The organism is Methylorubrum subtropicum, assembly GCF_038442325.1.
Classification (GTDB): domain Bacteria; phylum Pseudomonadota; class Alphaproteobacteria; order Rhizobiales; family Beijerinckiaceae; genus Methylobacterium; species Methylobacterium subtropicum.
The window spans coordinates 1-21,836 of the sequence record NZ_JBBXMW010000009.1 but is presented as its reverse complement, the minus strand read 5'-3'; the positions used below and the strand labels follow the sequence as shown (position 1 = coordinate 21,836).

Annotated in this window: 24 protein-coding genes, 1 rRNA gene and 1 riboswitch; of the genes, 15 read left to right on the top strand and 10 right to left on the bottom strand. The window is 69.8% G+C overall.

Translation table 11 applies throughout. The features are described 5' to 3' along the window. Positions 1 to 35: 35 nt before the first annotated feature. Both AAHG03_RS13855 and AAHG03_RS13850 read right to left on the bottom strand, forming a co-directional pair. Positions 36 to 926, bottom strand: coding sequence for a hypothetical protein (locus tag AAHG03_RS13855; RefSeq protein ID WP_342151260.1), 891 nt, complete (start codon positions 924 to 926; stop codon positions 36 to 38). Positions 927 to 1,132: 206 nt separating this feature from the next. Next, positions 1,133 to 1,639 carry a retropepsin-like aspartic protease family protein gene (locus tag AAHG03_RS13850; RefSeq protein WP_342151259.1) on the bottom strand — a complete coding sequence of 169 codons (507 nt, stop codon included), beginning with the start codon at positions 1,637 to 1,639 and terminating at the stop codon, positions 1,133 to 1,135. Between the two features lie 173 nt (positions 1,640 to 1,812). Continuing rightward, positions 1,813 to 1,935: riboswitch (TPP riboswitch) on the top strand. A 72-nt stretch (positions 1,936 to 2,007) separates the two neighbouring features. On the opposite strand from AAHG03_RS13850, the gene thiO reads away from it, so the two are divergent. From thiO to AAHG03_RS13815, 7 genes are all read left to right on the top strand, one after another. Further along, positions 2,008 to 3,222, top strand: coding sequence for a glycine oxidase ThiO (gene thiO, locus AAHG03_RS13845; RefSeq protein WP_342151258.1), 1,215 nt, complete (start codon positions 2,008 to 2,010; stop codon positions 3,220 to 3,222). Next, positions 3,219 to 3,431 carry a sulfur carrier protein ThiS gene (gene thiS / locus AAHG03_RS13840; RefSeq protein WP_342151257.1) on the top strand — a complete coding sequence of 71 codons (213 nt, stop codon included), beginning with the start codon at positions 3,219 to 3,221 and terminating at the stop codon, positions 3,429 to 3,431. Before thiO ends, thiS begins: the two co-directional genes overlap by 4 nt. Positions 3,432 to 3,435: 4 nt before the next feature. Next, complete coding sequence (gene thiG, locus AAHG03_RS13835; protein ID WP_342151256.1) at positions 3,436 to 4,239, top strand: thiazole synthase; 804 nt, start codon at positions 3,436 to 3,438, stop codon at positions 4,237 to 4,239. A gap of 5 nt (positions 4,240 to 4,244) precedes the next feature. Beyond that, the gene (locus AAHG03_RS13830; protein ID WP_342151255.1) at positions 4,245 to 4,865 is read left to right on the top strand and encodes a thiamine phosphate synthase; all 621 of its coding nucleotides are present in this window, start codon (positions 4,245 to 4,247) and stop codon (positions 4,863 to 4,865) included. Positions 4,866 to 5,004: 139 nt separating this feature from the next. Next, the gene (locus tag AAHG03_RS13825; RefSeq protein ID WP_056244667.1) at positions 5,005 to 5,802 is read left to right on the top strand and encodes an inositol monophosphatase family protein; all 798 of its coding nucleotides are present in this window, start codon (positions 5,005 to 5,007) and stop codon (positions 5,800 to 5,802) included. A 220-nt stretch (positions 5,803 to 6,022) separates the two neighbouring features. Beyond that, positions 6,023 to 6,568 carry an adenine phosphoribosyltransferase gene (locus AAHG03_RS13820; protein WP_342151254.1) on the top strand — a complete coding sequence of 182 codons (546 nt, stop codon included), beginning with the start codon at positions 6,023 to 6,025 and terminating at the stop codon, positions 6,566 to 6,568. A 139-nt stretch (positions 6,569 to 6,707) separates the two neighbouring features. Next, complete coding sequence (locus tag AAHG03_RS13815) at positions 6,708 to 7,298, top strand: PepSY domain-containing protein (RefSeq protein ID WP_342151253.1); 591 nt, start codon at positions 6,708 to 6,710, stop codon at positions 7,296 to 7,298. 179 nt (positions 7,299 to 7,477) lie between these two features. Here the strand turns inward: AAHG03_RS13815 and purQ are convergent, their stop codons facing one another. From purQ to AAHG03_RS13790, 5 genes are all read right to left on the bottom strand, one after another. Beyond that, on the bottom strand, positions 7,478 to 8,158 hold the full coding sequence (purQ, locus tag AAHG03_RS13810) for a phosphoribosylformylglycinamidine synthase subunit PurQ (RefSeq protein WP_342151252.1): 681 nt from the start codon (positions 8,156 to 8,158) through the stop codon (positions 7,478 to 7,480). Next, positions 8,158 to 8,397: a phosphoribosylformylglycinamidine synthase subunit PurS gene (gene purS / locus AAHG03_RS13805; RefSeq protein ID WP_342151251.1), complete on the bottom strand. Its 240-nt coding sequence runs from the start codon at positions 8,395 to 8,397 to the stop codon at positions 8,158 to 8,160. Before purS ends, purQ begins: the two co-directional genes overlap by 1 nt. 104 nt (positions 8,398 to 8,501) lie before the next feature. Then, the gene (locus AAHG03_RS13800; RefSeq protein ID WP_342151250.1) at positions 8,502 to 8,726 is read right to left on the bottom strand and encodes a hypothetical protein; all 225 of its coding nucleotides are present in this window, start codon (positions 8,724 to 8,726) and stop codon (positions 8,502 to 8,504) included. A gap of 248 nt (positions 8,727 to 8,974) precedes the next feature. Next, positions 8,975 to 9,577 carry an ActR/PrrA/RegA family redox response regulator transcription factor gene (locus AAHG03_RS13795; RefSeq protein WP_342151249.1) on the bottom strand — a complete coding sequence of 201 codons (603 nt, stop codon included), beginning with the start codon at positions 9,575 to 9,577 and terminating at the stop codon, positions 8,975 to 8,977. A gap of 36 nt (positions 9,578 to 9,613) precedes the next feature. Further along, complete coding sequence (locus AAHG03_RS13790; RefSeq protein WP_342151248.1) at positions 9,614 to 11,023, bottom strand: ActS/PrrB/RegB family redox-sensitive histidine kinase; 1,410 nt, start codon at positions 11,021 to 11,023, stop codon at positions 9,614 to 9,616. A 134-nt stretch (positions 11,024 to 11,157) separates the two neighbouring features. On the opposite strand from AAHG03_RS13790, the gene AAHG03_RS13785 reads away from it, so the two are divergent. Beyond that, a complete protein-coding gene (locus tag AAHG03_RS13785; RefSeq protein ID WP_342151247.1) occupies positions 11,158 to 12,405 on the top strand; it encodes a polyhydroxyalkanoate depolymerase in 1,248 nt (415 codons plus the stop codon). A 74-nt stretch (positions 12,406 to 12,479) separates the two neighbouring features. Beyond that, positions 12,480 to 13,205 carry a M48 family metallopeptidase gene (locus AAHG03_RS13780; RefSeq protein ID WP_342151246.1) on the top strand — a complete coding sequence of 242 codons (726 nt, stop codon included), beginning with the start codon at positions 12,480 to 12,482 and terminating at the stop codon, positions 13,203 to 13,205. 11 nt (positions 13,206 to 13,216) lie between these two features. Here the strand turns inward: AAHG03_RS13780 and AAHG03_RS13775 are convergent, their stop codons facing one another. Beyond that, the gene (locus AAHG03_RS13775; protein ID WP_342151459.1) at positions 13,217 to 13,645 is read right to left on the bottom strand and encodes a hypothetical protein; all 429 of its coding nucleotides are present in this window, start codon (positions 13,643 to 13,645) and stop codon (positions 13,217 to 13,219) included. Positions 13,646 to 13,814: 169 nt separating this feature from the next. Here AAHG03_RS13775 and AAHG03_RS13770 point away from each other — a divergent pair, with 169 nt between their 5' ends. The 4 genes from AAHG03_RS13770 to AAHG03_RS13755 are packed head-to-tail and all read left to right on the top strand — an operon-like array spanning position 13,815 to position 18,701. After that, complete coding sequence (locus tag AAHG03_RS13770; protein WP_342151245.1) at positions 13,815 to 14,354, top strand: invasion associated locus B family protein; 540 nt, start codon at positions 13,815 to 13,817, stop codon at positions 14,352 to 14,354. Positions 14,355 to 14,363: 9 nt separating this feature from the next. Next, on the top strand, positions 14,364 to 15,020 hold the full coding sequence (locus AAHG03_RS13765) for a hypothetical protein (RefSeq protein ID WP_342151244.1): 657 nt from the start codon (positions 14,364 to 14,366) through the stop codon (positions 15,018 to 15,020). Positions 15,021 to 15,072: 52 nt separating this feature from the next. Next, on the top strand, positions 15,073 to 17,058 hold the full coding sequence (locus tag AAHG03_RS13760; protein ID WP_342151243.1) for a glycosyltransferase family 2 protein: 1,986 nt from the start codon (positions 15,073 to 15,075) through the stop codon (positions 17,056 to 17,058). After that, entirely contained in the window at positions 17,055 to 18,701 is a 1,647-nt protein-coding gene (locus tag AAHG03_RS13755; protein WP_342151242.1) for a glycosyltransferase family 2 protein, read from the top strand. Before AAHG03_RS13760 ends, AAHG03_RS13755 begins: the two co-directional genes overlap by 4 nt. 3 nt (positions 18,702 to 18,704) lie before the next feature. Here the strand turns inward: AAHG03_RS13755 and purC are convergent, their stop codons facing one another. After that, entirely contained in the window at positions 18,705 to 19,499 is a 795-nt protein-coding gene (gene purC, locus AAHG03_RS13750; protein WP_342151241.1) for a phosphoribosylaminoimidazolesuccinocarboxamide synthase, read from the bottom strand. A 224-nt stretch (positions 19,500 to 19,723) separates the two neighbouring features. Next, complete coding sequence (gene nth / locus AAHG03_RS13745) at positions 19,724 to 20,530, bottom strand: endonuclease III (protein WP_342151240.1); 807 nt, start codon at positions 20,528 to 20,530, stop codon at positions 19,724 to 19,726. Positions 20,531 to 20,550: 20 nt separating this feature from the next. On the opposite strand from nth, the gene AAHG03_RS13740 reads away from it, so the two are divergent. Continuing rightward, positions 20,551 to 21,072 carry a DUF2244 domain-containing protein gene (locus tag AAHG03_RS13740; protein WP_342151238.1) on the top strand — a complete coding sequence of 174 codons (522 nt, stop codon included), beginning with the start codon at positions 20,551 to 20,553 and terminating at the stop codon, positions 21,070 to 21,072. A gap of 645 nt (positions 21,073 to 21,717) precedes the next feature. Then, positions 21,718 to 21,836 (top strand): 16S ribosomal RNA (locus AAHG03_RS13735); the annotation flags it as partial.

Sequence of the window (21,836 nt, the reverse complement as noted above, 5' to 3'; positions counted from 1 at the left end):
CGCCACCCTGCGGCCGAGGCGCTCTTTCATCAAAGTTAGCTACCAGCGATTAGCTGAGCCTTCCCAGTTCGAATCAAATCACGATGCAAAGTGACGATCTCACCCGCGAGCTCGTGAAATTTTTTCACTACTCGCCAGAACCGCTCAGGCTGCTCATGTTCCCATTCGGGAGGTACAGTATGGCGGTCGGGATGGCGAGTAGGGAAGGTCTCCGTTGCCAGAAGATCGGTGTAAGAGTTCACCTTGTCCCAGAGAGCCCTTCGAATTTCTTCGAGTTCAGGCAGCAGAAACTCTCTCTCCGGCTGGTTCCACTCATAGCAGAACTGTCTAAGCGGTTCAAATTTTGCCTCTAGGAACGAAAAACCCGCCATGTTGTTGCGGTCTAGGAAACCGATAACGCCGTCAGACCGAAGTAAAGCAGTTAGCTCGTTGTATCGTGCGCGGTCATGTGCCCGAACTTCGTTAACTTTGCTGCGAAACTGGGGATAATGCGAGAAAAAGATATCATCATTGGTGGCGATATCTTGACAAATGTCGTCCCAGAAAAGAATGTCGACCCGAAACTGTCCTGCCTTTCGCCGCTTAGCCGAGAGGATGCGTATTTGCTTCTGAAGCGTGGCGTCACGCTTCGCTGTTGTGGCTATATAGAGGCGATCCAGGGTCGGCTCGAACGTCTCGGCATTGGCCACTTCAGCCTCGACAACGGCAAACGACACTCCGTCTACCGTGTTTTTGCACTGCAACCCGATTTGGCGATTTTTGTCGTCTAGCCCGTAAACATCGACCCCGTCCTGCTTCTGACCCGAGCGGCCATGACGGTAGAAGTCATCACTGCCCCAGCGTAGCTTGGCAGCGGCAAGCGTGATGTCCTCAAATTCATCCCAGGATTTCGGCGGCGGGACAACGGATGACGCGATCGTAGGCATGCTAAGGCGTGTTTAGCGGTAAACCGGAATGCGTGGAAGAGGTCAGACCAACTAGGAAGAAAGACACCGGCCAGCGTCGTCGGACTTCTAAGCAATAATCTTGCCGGTTGCGCCCTGCAGACAACGTCGCTCGTAAGGCAATGAGCCGATGCCCGCTCCCCACCCGCAGCAGCCCTCTCCACAGTCAAGCCGATCGAATTTCGCCCCTAACCCTGCAGCGTGAGCCGCCCACCCGCGATGCTGAAGTCGCGCAGGCGTTTGAGGAAGGACATGCCCAGCAGCCCGGTGCCGAGCCGGCCGCGGAGCACCACCACGGCCTCGACGTCGCTCACCACGATCGAGCCGATCTGCACCGATCCGAGCCGGACGGGCGCGACCCGCACGAGGCCGTTGGCGGTGGCGACCTCGCGGGTGAAGTCGCCCGGCCGCAGCCGGAGGCCGAGCCGCTCGGCGTCGTCCTCGGGCAGCGCGCACAGGCTCGCCCCGGTATCGACCACCATGCGCGGCGTCCGACCCTCGATCACGGCGTCGGCGTAGAAGTGGCCGTGACCCGCCGCGTGCAGCGCCACCGTGCCGGTCTCGGCCGGAGCGGCCGGGCTCGCGGCTTTTTCCGGGCCGCCGGTCTCCGAAAGGCGCGCCTTGACGAGCGCAGGCGCCAGCGCCCCGGCCGCGACGGCGAGCCCGAGCAGCACCGCAATGTCCTTCAGACCCAAGCCCGCCCCCTCCGAACGCCGCCCGGCCCCACCGGACGATCCGCCGGTGAAGGAAGCGTCGCCGCCCGCGCCCGATCGCGCCGGAGGGTGGACCGCGCCTCCATCGAAACGATCGATTTGTCCCGAGTGCCGCAGAGGGGATTGACCCGGCGCGCGCGGGGGCCCACATCGAAAAACGTTCCAGGGAGATCCCCGCCAAGGGGCTGAGAAACCGCTATTGCCGTCACCGGCAGCGCGGAAATCCTTCGAACCTGATCCGGCTCATACCGGCGTAGGGATTGGACCTGACGCGTCGCCGCAAGGCGCGCCGCTTCATCGGAAGCTCACGGTATCCGGTCCCTGCGGGCAACCCCGCGGACTGCGTGACCATGTCCGAGATTCTGACGTCCCCGTTCGAGCGGCGCCGCGGCCTCGACGCCCGCCCCCGCTTCGCTTCCCTGCCTCCGCGCGCCGACGCCGTCGTGGTCGGCGGCGGGTTGATCGGCCTGTCGATCGCGTGGCGGCTGGCCGAGGCCGGTCGCTCCGTCGCGGTGATCGAGCGCGGCCGTGTCGGCGACGGCGCGAGCTTGGCCGCCACCGGCATGCTGGCGCCGGCTGCCGAGCACGAGCCCGGCTCCGACCATCTGCTGCCTCTGGCGCTCGAATCCCTGCGCCGATGGCCGCTTTTTCGCGATAGGCTTCGGGCAGCATCGGGTACGGATATCGATTATCGCGAGGACGGCACCGTGGTGCTGGCGGTCGGCCGCGACGAGGTCGAGCGCCTGCGCTTCCGCTTCCATCTGCAGAAGCGCTCGGGCGTCGCCGCCGAGTGGCTGTCCGGCCCCCAGGTTCGCGCCCGCGAGCCGCTGCTGCGCCCGAACGTGACCGCGGGCATCCTCTGCCGGCTGGACGCCCAGGTCGATCCCCGCCTCGTCATGGCGGCCCTGCTGCGCGCCTGCGAGACTGCCGGCGTTGATATCGTTGAGGAAACCGCCGTCGACGGCCTGGAGCGCCGCGGCGGCCGGGTCGTCGGGGTGCGGGCCGGCGAGCGCGTCGTCGCCGCCGACACCGTGATCCTCGCCGCCGGCGCCTGGAGCGGACAGCCCGGCTTCCTGCCCGATGGCCTCAGCCTGCCGGTGCGCCCGCTCAAGGGGCAGTCGCTGGCGCTCCGCACCACGCGGCGCACCGGCACGCTGTCCGGCATGGTCTGGACCGCCGAGGTCCACATGGCGCCGAAGGGCGACGGCGGCCTCATCGTCGGCGCCACGGTGGAGGATTGCGGCTTCAAGCCCGGCGTCACCGCGGGCGGCCTGTTCGCCCTGCTGGAGGGCGCGCGACGCATCCTGCCGGGCGTCGAGGAGATGGAGGTCGAGGCGGTCTGGAGCGGCTTCCGGCCGACCTCGGACGACGACGCCCCGATCATCGAGGAGGCCGCCCCCGGCCTCGTCGTCGCCACCGGCCACCACCGCAACGGCTACCTGCTGGCGCCGGCCACCGCCGACGCGGTTGCCGCTTTGATCACTGACGGCGCGCTGCCGGACTTCGCCCAAGGCTTCGGCCGGGCGCGCTTTGCACCAACGAGCGAAGGGAGGGCCGTCGCGTGAGGCTGACCGTCAACGGAGAGGCCTGCGAGCGGGAGGCGGCGGACCTCGCCGCCCTGTTCGCCACGGAAGCCGAGGAGCGGGGCATCGAGAGCCCCGAGGGCATCGCCATCGCGGTCAACGGCCGCGTCGTGCGCCGCGCCGCCTGGGGGCAGACGCCGGTCAACGAGGGCGACCGCATCGAGATCGTCCGCGCCATGCAGGGAGGCTGATTCCATGAACCATCACGACACCACGCTGCATCCCGCTCTCGCCGACGACGCGCTCGAAATCGCGGGCGTGCGGCTGACCTCGCGCCTGTTCATCGGCACCGCGGGCTATCCGAGCCAGGCGATCATGGCCGAGTCGGTGCGGGCGTCGGGCGCCGAGGTCGTCACCGCCTCGATCCGCCGGGTCTCGCTCCAGGGCCACGGCTCGGACACGTTCCAGAAGCTCAAAGGCGCCCGCTTCCTGCCCAACACCGCCGGCTGCGAGACGGCCCGCGACGCGATCATGACCGCCGAACTCGCCCGCGAGGCGCTCGGCACCACCTGGATCAAGGTCGAGGTGATCGGCGACCGCGAGACGCTCTATCCGGACGTCACCGAACTGATGGAAGCCTGCCGCCACCTCATCGACGACGGCTTCACCGTGCTGCCCTATTGCAACGACGATCCCGTCATCTGCGAGCGGCTCGCCGACATCGGCTGCGCCGCGGTGATGCCGATGGGCTCGCTGATCGGCTCCGGCATGGGCATCGCCAACCCGGCCAACATCGAACTCATCTGCCGCCGGGCCAAGGTGCCGGTGATCGTGGACGCCGGCATCGGCACGGCTTCGGACGCAGTGATCGCCATGGAACTCGGGGCGGCGGCCTGCCTCATCAACACCGCGGTCGCCAAGGCCGACGACCCGGTGCGGATGGCGGGCGCCATGCGCCACGCCGTCGAGGCCGGCCGCCTCGCGCATCTCGCCGGCCGCATCCCCCGCCGCGGCCGGGCCGAGCCGTCGAGCCCGCAGCTCGGCCTCGTCGGCTCGTAGCCGGCGTGGGCCTGCCGCCGCTCCTCGTCGTCACCGACCGGCACGGCGCGCCCCGCCCGCTCGCCGAGACGGTGCGGGCGGTAGCAGCGGGCGGCGCCCGCCTCGTCTGGCTGCGCGACCGCGACCTCGACCGCGCGGCCCGCCGCGCCCTCGCCCTCGATTTTTTGGGAGTCCTGGCGCCCCTCGGCGGGCGCCTCGTTACCGGGGGCGATGTCGCGCTCGCCGCGGAAACCGGCGCCCACGGCGTCCATCTCGGCGGGGCGGCAGGGGCGGCGGACATCGCGCAGGCGCGGGCCGCGCTCGGCCCCAAAACCTTGATCGGCGTCTCGGCCCACAGCCCCATCGAGGCCGCGGCGGCAGCGGAGGCCGGCGCGGACTACGCAACGCTCAGCCCCATCTTTCTCACCGCCAGCAAGCCCGGCTACGGCCCGGCGCTCGGCCTCTCGGCGCTCGAAGCCTGCCGCGCCCTGCCGATCCCGGTCTTCGCGCTGGGCGGCGTCGGCGCGGCTGAGGCGCCCGCCTGTCTCGGTGCGGGTGCTGCCGGCATCGCCGTGATGGGCGGGCTGATGCGCTCGGCCGATCCCGCGGCCGAAACCCGCGCTTTGCTGCAAAGTCTCGGGCTCTGACGCCGTTTTACGGTGTCGCGACATGCCCGATCTGCGGAAGGGCCATGGCACGCGGCGCCAACCCGTATAGAACCGGGCCGAGAATCATCCCCGAACGATCCAAGAGCGCGCCCTCGCCGGGCGCCCCGAGCCAGACCGCATGATCAACTCTCCCCTCATGACCGTGATGGTCGATGCCGTGCGCAAGGCCGCCCGCGGGCTCAAGCGCGATTTCGGCGAGATCGAGAATCTTCAGGTCTCGCGCAAAGGCCCCGGCAACTTCGTCTCCGCCGCCGACCGGAAGGCCGAGGAGGTGCTGAAGGAAGCGCTGATGAAGGCGCGTCCCGGCTACGGCCTCATCCTGGAGGAGACCGGCAACGTCGAGGGCACCGACAAGAGCCACACGTGGCACGTCGATCCGCTCGACGGCACCACCAACTTCCTGCACGGCATCCCGCATTTCGCGATCTCGGTCGGGCTGGAGCGCGACGGGCAGATCGTGGCCGGCGTGATCTACGATCCGATCAAGGACGAGCTGTTCATCGCCGAGCGCGGCAAGGGCGCCTACCTCAACAACCGCCGCCTGCGCGTCTCGGGCCGCCAGGATTTCGCCGACGCGCTGGTCGCCTACGGCACGCCCTATCTCGGCCGCGGCAGCCACGGCCGCTTGCTCAAGGAAGTCGCTGCCGTGATGGCGGTGTCGGGCGGCACCCGCCGCTTCGGCTCGGCGGCGCTCGACCTCGCCTACGTCGCCTGCGGCCGCACCGACCTCTACTGGGAGCGCGACCTCCAGACCTGGGACATCGCGGCGGGCATCATCCTCGTGCGCGAGGCCGGCGGCTTCGTCTCCAGCGCCGACGGCGGCGCCGAACCGCTCGCCGCCCGCTCGGTGGCCTGCGGCAACGAGGTGCTGCAGCGCGAGCTGATCGCCTTGCTGCGCAAGGCGAACGCTTCCTGAGCGCCACCCCCCCCGTCATTCCGGGGCGCCGAAGGCGAACCCGGAATCCATGACTGGCCGCGACGCCATGCAGGGCCGCGCATCACGGGTGGATTCCGGGTTCCGCTGCGCGGCCCCGGAATGACGGGGTGGATAATCTGGCTCTGAGACGCCCCGCTGGCCCTCCACGCCGCCATCTGATCTAACCCGCGGCAAGTCTTCGAAAAAAGCGAGTCCGAGCATGGAAGCCCGCCGCCACTCCGCCCTCAAGGAATCGATCCGCTCGATTCCCGACTACCCCAAGCCCGGCATCGTCTTCCGCGACATCACCACGCTCCTGAGCGACCCGCGGGCGTTCCGGCGGGCGGTCGATTCGCTGGTGCATCCGTTCGCGGGCGGGCGGATCGATCAGGTGGCGGGCATCGAGGCGCGTGGGTTCATCCTCGGCGGCGCGGTGGCGCATCAGCTCTCCTCGGGCTTCGTGCCGATCCGCAAGAAGGGCAAGCTGCCCCACAAGACCGTCTCGACCGCCTACGCGCTGGAATACGGCACCGACGAGATCGAGATTCACGTGGACGCCATCCGCCCCGGCGACCGGGTGATTCTGGTGGACGACCTCATCGCCACCGGCGGCACCGCGACCGCGGCGGTGAACCTCCTGCGCCAGCTCGGCGCCGAGGTGGTGGCGGCCTGCTTCGTCATCGATCTGCCGGAGATCGGCGGGGCGCAGCGCCTGCGCGACCTCGGCGTGACGGTCCGCACCCTCATGGAGTTCGAGGGGCACTGACGCGAAAGCGGGTTCAGAACCGAAGAGGCGAATGGTTCCAACGGGATGCGCGAATTCCTCGCGCCATCCCCGGCAACCAACGGACGGACTTGGCGTTTCCAGCGACCCGATAAGGGCCTCGTAGAAGGAAAGCTCCGCCATGTTCACGCGTCTGACCACCGCCGCCGCCCTCGTGGCGCTCTCCGCCGGCTTCGCTTCGGCCCAGACCAACACGACCACGACGGCTCCGGCCGACAAGCCCGCCGCCTCCGGCACCGCGACGGCGGCCGGCAAGGACATGAAGGAGTGGCAGGCCGCCCCGCTCGCCAAGACCAGCCTCGCCCAGGCGATCTCGACCGCCGAGGGCAAGGAAGCCGGCGGCCGCGCCATCGACGCCGACTTCGAGCTCGCCGACGGCAAGAACCCGGCCCATTACAGCATCAAGGTCGTCTACCCCGACGGCAAGCTGGTCGAGCACGGCATCAACGCCGACACGGGCGAGCTCTACAAGAGCGAGAATCAGCCGATCGAGCGCTACTTCACCCGCCTGAAGGTGGCCGACTTCAACAACGCCAAGGTCTCGCTGAAGGACGCGCTGACCATCGCCGAGCAGAAGGCCGGCGGCGGCAAGGCCTACGAGGCCGAGGTCGAGCGCGAGGGCAACGCCGTGGAGTACGAGATCTCGGTGGCGCTCCCCGACGGCTCGAAGGAGATCAAGGTCGGCCCCGACGGCGTCGCCAAGGCCGACTGATTGCGCGCTCCGTCATTGCGAGCGGAGCGAAGCAATCCAGCGGCGCGACCTCTCCGGAGAGTTCGGAGCCCTGGATTGCCTCAGTTCCGCCTCGCAATGACGGCGTGAGACGGAATCCAACGAAAAAGGCTCCTCCCTCGGATCGAGGGAGGAGCCTTTTTGCGTGGAGGTGAAGAGCGTTACGCCGCGAGGCTGTCGAACAACCCGCGCCCGTCGGTTCCGCCGACGAGGTCGTCCACGAAGTTCTCGGGGTGGGGCATCATCCCCAGCACGTTGCGCTGCTCCGAATAGATGCCGGCGATGGAGTTGAGCGAGCCGTTGCGGTTGGCGTCCTCGGTGAGGGTGCCGGCGGCGTCACAGTAGCGGAAGGCGACGCGGCCTTCGCCTTCGAGGCGGGCCAGCGTGTCGGAATCGGCGAAGTAGTTGCCCTCGCCGTGCGCCACGCAGACGTCGATGACCTGACCCTTCGTGTAGGCCGAGGCGAAGCGGGTGTCGGTCTGCTCGACCCGCAGGAACTGGCGGTGGCAGATGAAGCGGCGCTGGACGTTGCGCATCAGCACGCCGGGCAGCAGGCCCGATTCGCACAGGATCTGGAAGCCGTTGCAGATGCCGAGCACGAGGCCGCCGCGGGCGGCGTGGGCCCGCACCGCGTCCATGGCGGCGGCGCGGCCCGCGATGGCGCCGCAGCGCAGGTAATCGCCGTAGGAGAAGCCGCCGGGGACGACGGCGAGGTCGGTGCCGGTCGGAAGCTCGGTGTCGGCGTGCCAGACCTTGACGACCTCGGCGCCCGAGCGGGTCAGCGCGCGGGCGACGTCGCCGTCGCGGTTGGAGCCGGGGAAGACGACGACGGCCGCGCGCATCAGGCGATCTCGATCGTGTAGTTCTCGACGACGGTGTTCGCGAGCAGCTTGTCGCAAGCCGCCTTCAGCGTCGCCTCGGCCTGCTCGCGGTTCTCCCCGGCGATCTCGAGGTCGAACACCTTGCCCTGGCGGACGCCCGATACGTCGTCGATGCTCAGCGACTTGAGCGCCGCCTCGATCGCCTTGCCCTGAGGGTCGAGGACGCCGGTCTTCAAGGTGACGACGATGCGGGCTTTCATGGGTGGCACTCGGTTGGGATACGCGGCGGATGCCGGGTCGTCGGCACCGGGGAAGCGTGGGGAAGCCGACAGGCGATGATCGCGGGGTGTTCGTGCGAAACCCTTCAGGAGCCCTTCACCGGACGGAACGGCTCGGCCTTCACCGCGCGCTGCCAGAGCTGGAACATGATCCAGGCGGCGAGCAGGCTGAACAGCGCCATCAGGATGTGGCCGACCGTGTCGCCGAGATCGAACAGGCCGGCGAGCGCCCAGCCGGCCGCGATGGCGGCGGCGAACACTTCCGTGCCGACGAGCACCATCAGGCTCAGGATCGTGATCATGTTGCGCATGCGCGGGCGGTCCGTAGCGTCCGTTTTGCCACGCACTAGCCCGGCGCTCCTTCGCCCGCAACTGTCAGCAATGCATGACACCTACACCACCGTGGGCAAATGTGAATTTTATTATATCGGCAATCGAAAAGAAGCGGGATTAAAACTCGGCTGCAACGGATCGGTCCACCGGTTCATCACCACGCAAGACGTCTCCAAGAAAAAAGGCCGGCGCTGGCGCCGGCCTCGTGACGTTCGGGTCGTTCGGCTCAGCGCGGGGCGCGCTTGGCCAGGATGCGCTGCAGGGTGCGGCGGTGCATGTTGAGGCGCCGCGCCGTCTCGGAGACGTTGCGCCCGCACAGCTCGTAGACCCGCTGGATGTGCTCCCAACGCACCCGGTCGGCCGACATCGGGTTCTCCGGCGGGTCGGCCCGCTCGCCCGGCTGCGCCATCAGCGTGCCGTGGATCTCGTCGGCGTCGGCCGGCTTGGCGAGATAGTCGAACGCGCCGAGCTTCACCGCCGTCACCGCGGTCGCGATGTTGCCGTAGCCGGTCAGGATCACGCCGCGGGCTTCCGGGCGGCGCTCCTTCAGGCGGGCGATCACGTCGAGCCCGTTGCCGTCGCCGAGCCGCATGTCGATCACGGCAAAGGCCGGGGCCTTGGCCTCGACGGCGGCGACGCCCTCGCTCACGCTCTCGGCGACCTGCACGGCGTAGCCGCGGCCCTCCATCGCCCGCGCGAGGCGGGTGGAGAACGGCTTGTCGTCGTCCACGATCAGCAGGCTGCGATCGGTGAAGGCGGAAAGGGGATCGGTCTCGGAAAGAAAGGCGGTGTCCTGGCCCGGCACCGTCGTCCCGCTCTGCGTCAGCATGCGGTGCTCCTCATCGCTAACATTCCTCTGAATGCTTTATATGGGTGCGGCATCGCGTTCTGGCAGGGGTCGCAGTGAATTGTGCGCAACGGGCTGCGCCGCGATCACGTCCCTCTCGAAAATGTGACGAGCCCAGGACACCCGCACCAGCGCACCGTGCTCCTCCGCCCCGGTGAGGTTGGACAGGACGAGCTGCGCCCCGGAGCGCTCGATCAGGGTCTTGGCGATGAACAGCCCGAGGCCAAGCCCGGCCCCGACCGCGTCGCCGCCGGCCTCCGCCGCCCGCGCGCCGCCCTTGCGGCTGCGGGTCGTCACGTAGGGCTCGCCCGCCCGCAGCAGCACCTCGCTGGGGAAGCCCGGCCCGTCGTCGCGGATCGTGAGCCAGACCCGTTCGAGGGTCCAGCGCGCCTCGATCTCGACGCGGGAATCGGCGAAGTCCACGGCGTTGTCGACGATGTTGGCGAGCCCGAACATGACGCCCGGGTTGCGGCGGCAGACCGGCTCCGGCCCCTCGCCCTGCTTCGTCACCGCGACCGCGATGCCGAGCGCGCGCTGGGGCGCCACCAGTTCCTCGACGATGTGGCCGAAGGTGACGGTCTGGAGGAAGCCCTCGCCCTCCTCGTTGTCCTCGCCCAGCGACGTCAGCTTCGAGAGGATGCCGCGGCAGCGCGCCACCTGATCGCGCAGGAGCGCCAGATCCTCGGCGACTTCCGGGGTTGCGGTGGGGCCGAGCAGGCGGTCGAGTTCCTTGGCGACGACCATGATGGTGCCGAGCGGCGTGCCGAGTTCGTGCGCGGCCGCCGCCGCCAGCCCGTCGAGCTGCGACAGGTGCTGCTCGCGGGCGAGCACGAGCTCGGTCGCGGCCAGCGCCTGGGCGAGCTGGCGCGTCTCCTCGGCGACGCGCCACGCGTAGACGCCGGTGAAGGCGGTGCCGAGCAGGATCGCGGTCCACACGCCCGAGACGTAGAGGAACGGCAGCTCGATCCGCCCGTCGGCGAACCAGGGCAGCGGCCGATGCACCAGGGCGAGCAGGGTCGCGAGCCCGACCGCGAGGAGCCCGAGCGCCAGCGTCCGTTCCGGCGGCAGCGCGGTCGCCGAGATCAGCACGGGGGCGAGGAACAGCAGCGAGAACGGGTTCTGCAGGCCGCCGGTGAGGAACAGGAGGGCAGCGAGCTGGACGATGTCGAAGGCGAGCAGCAGCGCCGCCGAATCATCGCTGAGCCGGTAGCTCGCCGGAAACCGGATGCGCAGGGCCAGATTCAGCCAGCACGAGGCCATGATGACGAGGAAGCACCAGCCGAACGGCAGGTTCAGCCCGAGCCCGAACTGTGCGCCCACCACCGCGGCGCTCTGGCCGGTCAGCGCGAGCCAGCGCAGCCGGACGAAGGTATCGAGCCGCAGGTGGCGGCCGGCCGGTCGGCCGATTTCGGGGGCTGCATCGATCATGGTGCGGCTGACGATAGGGCCACACCCCGCGACGGAAACGGGCGGCGCGGCGCCGCACACGAAAATCTGTGATCCTCTCGAAACCAACATCGGTTAAGAGAAGCGGAAATTCGGTCGCGAAGGGGAGCGACGAGATGGACTTGGCCTACGCTTGGTACGAGACGGCGCGCGCGATGCTGGCGCCCGCTCGCATCGCCGCGGACATGACGCGGCACAGCCTGGAGAACCCCGGCAACCCCTTCGCCTACGGCCCCTATGCCCGCTCCACCGCCGCCGCCCTGCAGATGTTCGAGCGCGCGACCCGGCGCTACGGCAAGCCGCATTTCGGCCTCGCGACCACGCAGGTGGACGGCCAGTCCGTGCCCGTGTTCGAGCGCGTGGTGTGGGAGCGGCCGTTCTGCCGCGTCATCGCCTTCGAGCGGGCGCTGAACCGCGGGCCGTCCAAGCCGCAGCCCAAGCTCCTCATCGTGGCGCCGATGTCCGGCCATTACGCGACGCTCCTGCGCGGCACGGTCGAGGCGATGCTGCCGAACCATCAGGTGTTCATCACCGACTGGTCGGATGCCCGCATGGTGCCGCTGCTCGAGGGCCGCTTCGACCTCGACACCTATATCGAGTACCTGACCGCGATGTTCCGCGACCTCGGGCCGGACCTGCACGTGATGGCGGTGTGCCAGCCCGCCGTGCCGGTCTTCGCTGCGGTCGCCATGATGGAGGCGGCCGACAATCCCGCCGTCCCGGTCTCGATGACGCTGATGGGCGGGCCGATCGACACCCGCCGCTCGCCCACCGCCGTGAACTGCCTCGCCCAGGAGCGCGGCATGGGCTGGTTCGAGAAGAACTGCATCACCGTGGTGCCGCCGCCGAACCCCGGGGCGATGCGCCGGGTCTATCCGGGCTTCCTGCAGCTGTCGGGCTTCATGGCGATGAACCTCGACCGGCACGTCACCGCGCATTCCGATATGTTCCACCACCTCGTCACCGGCGACGGCGATTCGGCGGAGAAGCACCGCGAGTTCTACGACGAGTACCTCGCCGTGATGGACCTCACCGCCGAGTACTATCTCCAGACGGTGCAGACGGTGTTCGTCGATCACGCCCTGCCGCGGGGGCAGATGCGCCACAAGGGCAAGCCGGTCGATCTCTCGGCGATCCGCCGCTGCGCCATCCTCGCGGTCGAGGGCGAGAACGACGACATCTCCGGCGTCGGCCAGACCAAGGCGGCCCTCGACCTGACGCCCAACCTCCCCGATTCCCGCAAGGCCTACCACCTTCAGGAGAAGGTCGGGCATTACGGCGTGTTCAACGGCTCGCGCTACCGCGCGGTCATCGCCCCGCGCATCGCCGCCTTCATCCGCGAGATGCAGGACAATCCGGCTTAACCTGTGCCGAAAAGCACGTGAACGGAGCGTGGGCGGGATGGTTCGGACGGGTCCGGCCGGTTAAATTCCCGCCCATGTTGCGCGCGCTCCTGCGACGGCCCGATCCCGACCATATCGCGATCGATCACGAAGGCCGGACGTTTTCCATCGCGATCCTCCGGCGCCCGACCGCGCGGCGCCTGACGCTGCGGGTCTCGAGCGCGACCGGCGCCGTGATCCTGACGCTGCCGACCCGCTCGTCGCTGGCCGCCGCCCAGAAGTTCGCGGAAGGACATGGCGGCTGGATCGCCGCCCGCCTCGCCCGCATCCCCGAGCGGGTTCCGTTCGAGCCCGGCGCCACGATCCCGCTGCGGGGCGTGCCGCACGCGCTGGTCCACCGCGAGGGCCGCGGCACGGTCGCGGTCGATCCCGAGGCCGCCACCCTCACGGTGCCCGGCGAGGCGCCGCACGTGCCGCGCCGCGTGCGCGAGTTCCTGCAACGCGAGGCCCGGCGCGACCTGTCGGAGGCGATCGCGACCTATTCCGACCGGCTCGGCCGGCGCCCCGCGGGGCTGACGCTGCGTGACACCCGCAGCCGCTGGGGCTCGTGCACCGCCAAGGGCGAGCTGAACTTTTCCTGGCGGCTGATCCTCGCGCCGCCGATCGTGCTCGACTACCTCGTCGCCCACGAGATGGCGCACTTACGCGAGATGAATCACTCGGCTCGTTTCTGGGCGCTGGCGCACGAGCTTTGCCCGAACGTCGATGCGGCGGAGGCATGGCTGAAGCGGCACGGCTCGGAGCTGCACCGCTACGGCTGATTTTTCGGGTTTCAGTACTTCGTCACGATCGCCCGGCTGCGGACGTGGACGCGCTCCGCCGGCCAGGTCGGGCGGGGATCGACGTGGCCGGGCCACATCTGGCGCGGGGCGACGTTGTCGCAGACTTCGCGCTGGCGGAGATAGGCGGGGCGGCCGAACTCGTCGCGGCGCATGATCGTGCCGCCGTCGCGGCAGAAGCCGGCGATGGCCGCGGAATCGCCCCGGCGGCGTCCGCGCGGGTTCCGCTCCACCGGCGGGTGCTCGATGGTGAGCGGCGCCTGACCGTTGAGGGAGCGCTCGACATAGGTCGTGGTCGCCTGGGGCGGCAGGTAGTCCGATTCCTCGAAGGGCAGCGACAGGGCGAGGGCGCTTCCGCTGCCAGCGAGGAGGAGGGCCGGAAAGAGACCCGAGACGAGGGCCGAGAGGGCGAGGCGGCGCATGGTGTGGATCCCGGTGGGGGCGAGCTTGACCATTATGTAGAGCAGGCCGAGGCCGGACGGTAGCGTCACGGACACACCGTTGCCGCGATTGCTTGACACCGGGTGACCCGCATGGTCCCAACCCTTTCGCTTTCGCGGGGTTCGGATGAGAGCGACGAGGGGCTGCCGCGTGGGTCTGTTTTCGGGCGTGGGTCGGGTGATGCGGTCGGCCGCGGGGTGGCGCGCCCTGGCGCTCGCCGCCCTGTCGGCCTCGGTCTTCGCCGCCGGCCCGGCCGCGGCGCAGGGCACCGTGCGCAACACCTTCGACGACTGGCAGCTGCGTTGCGAGACGCCGGCCGGCGCCAAGGCCGAGCAATGCGCGCTCGTGCAGTACGTGGCGGCCGAGGATCGGCCGAACCTGACGCTCGTCGTTATCATGCTCAAGACCGCGGACAACCGCGGCTACCTGCTGCGCGTGGTGGCGCCGCTCGGCGTGCTGCTGCCCTCGGGGCTCGGCCTCAAGATCGACCAGACCGATATCGGCCGGGCGAGCTTCGTGCGCTGCCTCACCACCGGCTGCGTCGCCGAGGTCGTCATGGACGAGGGCCTGATCCGCTCGCTCAAGGGCGGCGCGCAGGCGACCTTCATCGTGTTCCAGACCCCGGAGGAGGGCGTCGGCATCCCGGTCTCGATGAAGGGCTTCGGGACCGGCTTCGAGGCGCTGAAGTAAGAGGGCGGCATGCGCGGGATGACCAGAGCGGCGCGGCTCGCCGCGATCCTCGGGCTGGCGCTCACCGGCGGCGCGCAGGCCGAATCCGGCGGCTTCTTCAAGAACCTGTTCGGCGGGGGCGGCGGCACGGGCGACGGCGGCGGGGGCGGGGGCAGCCTGATGGCGCCGAAGGCCTTCGACCCCGACGACGTCTACTGCCCCAACGTGTTCGTGCCGGAGGGCGGCGCCGCGATCCAGGCTTACGCGGGCGCGGCCGGCGACAACACCCGCCTGCGCCATCAGATCGTGGTGTCGCGGCTCAGCCGCGAGTGCCGGGCGCGGGGCGACGGCTCCGTGTCCGTGCGCGTCGGCGTCGAGCTGCGCGCCATGCTCGGGCCCGCGGGGGCGCCCGGCCGGTTCGAAGCGCCGGTCACCGTCTCGATCACCTACGGCGAGAAGCCGGTGATGAGCCGGCCCCACCGCGTCACGATCCCGGTGCCCGCCGGCACCGCCCAGGGCGAGGCGAGCGTGATCGAGAACGATCTCGTCGTGCCCGCCGACAAGGCGATGGGCTACGACATCGAGGTGACCCTGTCGCCCAAGAAGGCCGCCAAGCCCGTGGCCCGCCGCAAGCCCGCCCCCGCGGCCGACGCCGCCCAGAGCGAAGCCCCGGTGCCGGGCCAATGACGGCCGGATCGCCCGCCCGGGGAGCGGCCGCCTGACTATTTCCCCGGACGGTTTGTGGCAGGGCCGCGCGACGCCATTCTCCCTCACGGCGAACGACGACCCGCTGTTCGATCGCCGTCTCGTCCTGCCGCCCGAGACCTTGGGCGGCTGGATCGTGTTGCGCTACGCCCTGGCCGTGGAAGGCCGGCCGCAGCGCCCGCTCCTGCGCCTGCGCCGTTCCGGCGGACGCATCGACCGCTTCGTCCTGCCGGGTGTCGCCCTCGGCCGCGCCTTCTGGCTCGGCTACCTGCCCGCCGATTGCGAGGGCATCGAGATCGCCGCGGGAGCGGGCTTCACCCTGGAGCGGGTCGGCGCGCGAAGCTCGAACAACGTCTTCGCCGAATGTCTGGCCAAGCGCCCGCTGCACGCCGCCGGCGCCCTGCGCGCTCTGCTGCGGCGCGATGAGCGGCGCTGGCGCGATTCCCTGCGCGGCGCCTGCGCGGTCACGCCGCTCTCCGGCTACGCCGCGTGGCGGGAGGCGCGCGGCGAGGCGCCCCCGCCGGAGACGCCCGCCCCCGACATCCGCATCCGCCTCGTCCTCGCGGGCGAGGGCGCGCCGCCCGCCGCGGTGGCCGACACGCTCGCGGCGCTCACGGTGCAGAGCCACGCGAACTGGACGCTGCATCTCTCGGGAGCCGCACCCGTCTCCGATCCTCGCATCCACGCGACGGCCTGGTACCCGGAGGCCACGGCTCTCTCCCTCTGCGGCGACGCCGATTTCTTTGGGATTCTGCGGCCGGGCGACCGCCTCGCCCCGCAGGCCCTGGCTCTGCTCACGGCGTCGATCCGTGAGAGTGATCCCGATCTGATCTACGCCGACGACGAGGTCGGCGAGGCCGTCCCCGCGCCCCGGCTCAAGCCGGATTGGAGCCCCGATCTCGCCCGCGTTGGCGGCGTTCTCGGCGCCCCGGCCCTCGTCGCCCGTACCTTCCTCGCCGGTCTGCCCCCGCGGCCGGTCGGCGCGCCGGACAGCTTCGCGACCGCCCTCGAACTCGACGCTTGCGAGGCGACCCGCGTCGTCCATCTCCCGCGCATCCTGTGCCGCCGCGCGTTCGGGCCCGACGACACGGCGCAGCGCGCCGCGCTTCTCGACGCGCGCCTGTCCGCGGCCGGCGATCCCGCCCGTCCGGTGGTCCGCGACGGCGTCCTCGACCTGCACCGCCCGCGGCCCGAGCCCGCGCCCCTGGTCAGCATCGTCATCCCCTCCCGCGACCGGTCCGACCTGATCACCCGCGTCACCGCCGACGTGCTGGAGCGGACCGACTACCCGGCGATCGAATTGATCGTCGTCGACAACGGCTCGACCGATCCGGCGGTGCTCGCGCTCTACGAGCGGCTGCGGGCCGACCCGCGGGTGCGCATCGAGCCCTTCCCGCACCCCTTCAATTTCGCGGCCATGGTCAATCGCGGCGCCGAAATCGCGTGTGGAAAAATCCTCGTCCTGCTCAACAACGACGTGGCGGTGCTGCGGCCTGACTGGCTCGACGCGATGGTGGCGCAGGCCGTGCGGCCGGAAGTCGGCGCGGTCGGCGCGAAACTCCTCTACGCGGATGGGCGCCTCCAGCATGCCGGCGTGGTCGTCGGCCTCGGCGGCGAGGCCGGCCACATCCTGCGCCGTCGCCCCGCCGAAGCGCCGAGCCATCTCGGCCGGATGCGCGTCGCTCACGAGGTCTCCGCCGTCACCGCCGCCTGCCTCGCGGTCGGCGCGGACAAGTACCGGGCCGTCGGCGGCTTCGACGCGGGAAACTTCGCGGTCGATTTCAACGACGTGGATTTCTGCCTGCGCCTCGGCGCGGCGGGCTGGAAGACGGTCTGGACACCGCACGCCGTCCTGTCCCATCTCGAATCGGTCAGCCGGGGGCGCCCGTCCGGCGCCGCCCGCCAACGGTTCGAGCGCGAAGCGGCCGCCTTCGCCGAGCGCTGGCGCGACGCCATCCGCCACGATCCGTTCTACCACCCGGCCCTGTCGCTCACGACTTTCGGCGAGGACCTCGAATGACGGGCGCGCCGCTCCCCGACGCCCTGCTCTTCGCCGCCGCGCCCGCGCCGAACTTGTTGCGACGCCTCGTTCGCGCGGCCCGGCATCCCGGCCGGCTGCTGCCGATCCTCACCGCACGCCTCGCCGGTCGCCGGGTGCGGGCGGCCACCGCCTTCGCCGCGCTGACCGGCGCGCATCACCGCCTGGACTGGGCCGGCCCGGTGCCCGCCTGCGAGCCGGACGGGGAACTCGTCCGCCACGGCATCGAGCGGATCGAGCCGGTGCCCGATGGCTCGGTCCGGATCGCGCCCGAGGGTCCGCCCCTCGTCCTCCTCGCGGCCCCCGGCCACGCCCTCGTCGCGGGCGCAACTGAGGCCATCGCCGCCGCCTTTGCCGATCCCTCGCTCCACGCCCTCTACGGCGACGCCCTCGTCCGCATCCGGCCCGGCGGCCCCTGGCTGCCGCTGCTGCGCCCCGCCTTCGACCTGGATTTTTTGCGCGCAGTCGATTGGCTCGGGCCCGTTCTGGTCCTGCGCCGCGCGCGCGTGGCCGCGACCGAATCTGTTCCCGGCGCCGCCGCCCTCGACATCGCCCTCGGCCTCGACCCGCGGGCCGTCCGCCACCTGCCGCGCCTGCTCTCGCTCTCGACGCTCGGCGGCGACGGGGGAGGGGAGGGGGCCCGCGCCGAGACCCGCCGCGCCCGGCTGAAGGCGGTGCGGCGCGACCTCGACCGGGCGGGGGAGGGCGACACCCTCGCCTTCGTCGAGCCGGACGGCGTCATCCGCCTGGAGCGCCCCCTGCCGGTGCCGCGCCCCCGCGTCAGCCTGATCGTCCCGACCCGCGACCGGCTCGACCTGCTGCGCCCCTGCATCGAGAGCCTGCGCGCCCGCACCGACTGGCCGGCGAAAGAGATTCTGATCTGCGACAACGGCAGCCGCGATCCCGCGACGCTCGCCTATTTCGAGGAACTGCGCGCCTCGGGCGCCACCCGCATCCTCGACTGTGACGGCCCGTTCGACTTCGCCGCCATCAACAACCGCGCGGCGGAAGTCGCCCGCGGCAGCGTGCTCGCCTTCGTCAACAACGATGTCGAGGCCGAGCAGCCCGACTGGCTGGAGCGCATGGTGCGCGAGGCCCTGCGGCCGGAGGTCGGTGCGGTCGGCGCCCGGTTGATCGACGGCGAAGGCCGCATCCAGCACGGCGGCATCGTGCTCGGCACCGGGGGGCTCGCCACCCACGGCCACCGTTTCTTCGGCGCGGGCGCTCCGGGTTACTTTTCGAGCTTGCGCGCCACCCGCTCGGTCGCGGCGGTGACCGCCGCATGCCTCGTGATCGAGCGCCAAAAATTCAAAGAAATCGGCGGCTTCGATCCGGCCTTCGCGGTCGATTTCAACGATCTCGACCTGTGCCTGCGCCTGAACGCGGCGGGCCTGCGCACCCTCTTCGTCGGCGGCGCGGTGCTGCATCACCGCGAATCGGCGAGCCGCCGCCCCTCGCCGGAAGCCGCCGCCCGCCACGCCGCCGAGATCGCGGCGCTCAAAAAGCGATGGGGGCCGCTGCTCGCGCAGGACCCCCACTACCATCCGGGGCTCGACCCGGACCTCTCGACCCATGTCGCCCCGCGCCGCGGCTGGACCGGCCTCGAGCCGGCCCCGCCGCGTTAGGCGTCACTGCACCAGCCGCGGCCCGCTGGTCTGCACCTTCTCGTTCTCGGACATGATGCCGAGCCGCTTGGCGACTTCCGTATAGGCCTCGATCAGCCCGCCGAGATCCTTGCGGAAGCGGTCCTTGTCGAGCTTGTCCGAGGACTTGATGTCCCACAGCCGGCAGGAATCCGGGGAGATCTCGTCGGCGACGACGATGCGCATCAGGTCACCTTCCCACAGGCGCCCGGTCTCGATCTTGAAGTCGACGAGGCGGATGCCGACGCCGAGGAAGAGGCCGGACAGGAAGTCGTTGACGCGGATCGCCAGCGCCATGATGTCGTCGATCTCCTGCGGCGTCGCCCAGCCGAAGGCGGTGATGTGCTCTTCCGACACCATCGGGTCGTTGAGCTGGTCGTTCTTGTAGTAGAACTCGATGATCGAACGCGGCAGCTGGGTGCCTTCCTCCAGGCCCAGGCGCGTGGCCAGCGAGCCGGCGGCGACGTTGCGCACCACCACTTCGAGCGGGATGATCTCGACCTCGCGGATCAGCTGCTCGCGCATGTTGAGCCGGCGGATGAAGTGCGTCGGCACGCCGATGTCGTTGAGGTGCTGGAAGACGAACTCGGAGATGCGGTTGTTCAGCACGCCCTTGCCGTCGATCACCTCGTGCTTCTTCGCGTTGAAGGCGGTCGCGTCGTCCTTGAAGTGCTGGATGAGCGTCCCCGGCTCGGGTCCCTCGTAGAGGACCTTCGCCTTGCCCTCGTAGATGCGACGGCGGCGGTTCATAGGCGTGTACCGTGGTTTGAGGAAGTCCATGGGGCCGGGGCTCCTTCCGAACTGGCCTTGAAGCGAATCCGCGGCGCGGCGACCCGTCTGGCGGGTGGGTAGCCGGAGCTTTTTCCAGGGACCCGAACAGTCCGCGGGAAATAGTCCCGGCCGCCGTAGCATCTCTGTACCGGAACGGGCTTTGCAGCACAACGCGTTGGCCTTGCACGGCAATGCCCGCAGGGCTGCGGCGGAAGCCGGATCGCTGAGTGGTCTCAGTCCGATATGGGCGTGAGGTCCGTCGTCTTGGAGGGGTATCGGCACAGGTCGGCGATGCGGCAGCGCGGGCAATCCGGCCGGCGCGCCTTGCAGGTGTAGCGCCCGTGCAGGATCAGCCAGTGATGCGCGTTGAGCCGGTAGGGCTCGGGCACGCGCGCCTCCAGCCCGGCCTGGACCTTGTCGGTCGTGGGCGCGGGAAACAGCGGGATGCGGTTCGAGACCCGGAAGATGTGGGTGTCCACCGCGATCCGCGGCACCCCGAAGGCGACGTTGAGCACCACGCTCGCGGTCTTGGTGCCGACGCCGGGCAGCACCTCCAGCTCGGACGCCTCCCGCGGCACCTCGCCCCCGTGCCGTCCGATCAGGATGCGCGAGAGCGCGATGACGTTCTTGGCCTTGGTGTTGAACAGGCCGATGGTGCGGATGAAGTGGCGGACCCGCTCCTCGCCGAGCGCCACCATCTTCTCCGGCGTGTCCGCGATGGCGAAGAGCGGCTCGGTCGCCAAGTTCACGCTCTTGTCGGTCGCCTGGGCCGAGAGCACCACGGCGACGAGCAGCGTGTAGGGATTTTGGAACTGGAGTTCCGAGCGCGGCTCCGGATCGGCCTGCCGAAGGCGTTCGAAGATGGCGACCAGGGTGGCGTCGTCCACCGCCGCCGGGGTCGTCTCGACGCAGGCCTTCAGGACGGGGCCGAGGCTCGCCCCGGCCTTGCCCGGTTTCTTCGCCGGCTTCTTGCCTGCGATAGTTTTGGACAGACGCTCTTCCGTATCGGAAATGAGCGGCGCAGGCTTTCTCGGAGGCATCGACGCGTTATATTGCCCGCATGGTCAGCGGCAACCTCTCAGCCCATCCCGACGGCCTCGATCCGGCGACCCTGGATCGCCCGCTCTACACGGCCGTCATCCGCCCCAACCAATCGCTCGGTCGCGATGGCTTCCGGATCGTGATGGTGCTGTGCTGCGCCGTCTCGCTCGTGACCTCGATCGCCTGCTGGCGCGCGGGCTTCTGGCCCGTCGCCGGCTTCTTCGGCCTCGACATGCTGGCGCTCTACGTCGCGCTGAAGGTGAGCTTCAAGCGCGGGCGCTCGTTCGAGGAGGTGGCGATCTCGCCCCTCGAAGTCTCGCTCGCCCGCATCGATCCCCGCGGCGGCCGCCGCGAATGGCGCTTCAACCCGCTCTGGACCAAGCTCGCCCGGCTCGACGACGAGGAGTTCGGTCTGCGCCGCCTCACCCTGATCTCCCGCCGCGAGCATGTCGTCGTCGCCCGCGATGCCGACCCGACCGAGCGCGAGCGCGTGGCCGAGGGGCTCGCGGCAGCCCTGGCCCAGGTGAAGAAGGGCTTTTGAGGGTACCCCTCTGCTGGGCGGCGCTTCGGCTGCGCCAGGAAGGCCCGTGGCGGCCTCTTTCGCACTTTTCTCGATTTTCCGATTGACGGCGGGCTGAGGGCCTCGTAGAAGCACCTCACCGACGGGGCGCCGCGGCCCACCACTTGGGCGGCAAGGCGAACCGAAGGTCTTCGGGACTGATGGAGCGGCACGGCTGATCCGGGCGACTGGATCGGGCGATCGCTGTCCTTCGTGTCTTCGATGTGTCGATCGGATGACGGTTGACAGGGCGGTTCGCCGGCTCTAGACGCCGCGGACCGCTCGGGCGGACTTCCCGGCAACGACTTACGGTCGATGCGTGAACGGGACCGCCGCGGAACTATCGCTGAAGACGGGGCTGATCGGGCCGGGCAACCGGGATGATGGCGCGTCGGCAGCAGAAGGATACGCCCTCGGGTGTAGGCTTCGCGCTCTTTGACAAGTAGATATCGAGAAAGAGAAACGCGGGCGGCTTGTTCATGTCCTTGCGGGTTCGGTCGGAAGATCGAGCCGTGAGAGTATGACGCTGGACCGACGTTTCGGAACGCTCACCGGGCTTTGGTGGAAACGCCGGAGCATCGGATGTGAGCACTCCGTTTATGTTGTGATCAGCTTGGATTGACTCTTCAACTTGAGAGTTTGATCCTGGCTCAGAGCGAACGCTGGCGGCAGGCTTAACACATGCAAGTCGAGCGGGCCCTTTCGGGGGTCAGCGGCAGACGGGTGAGTAACACGTGGGAACGTGC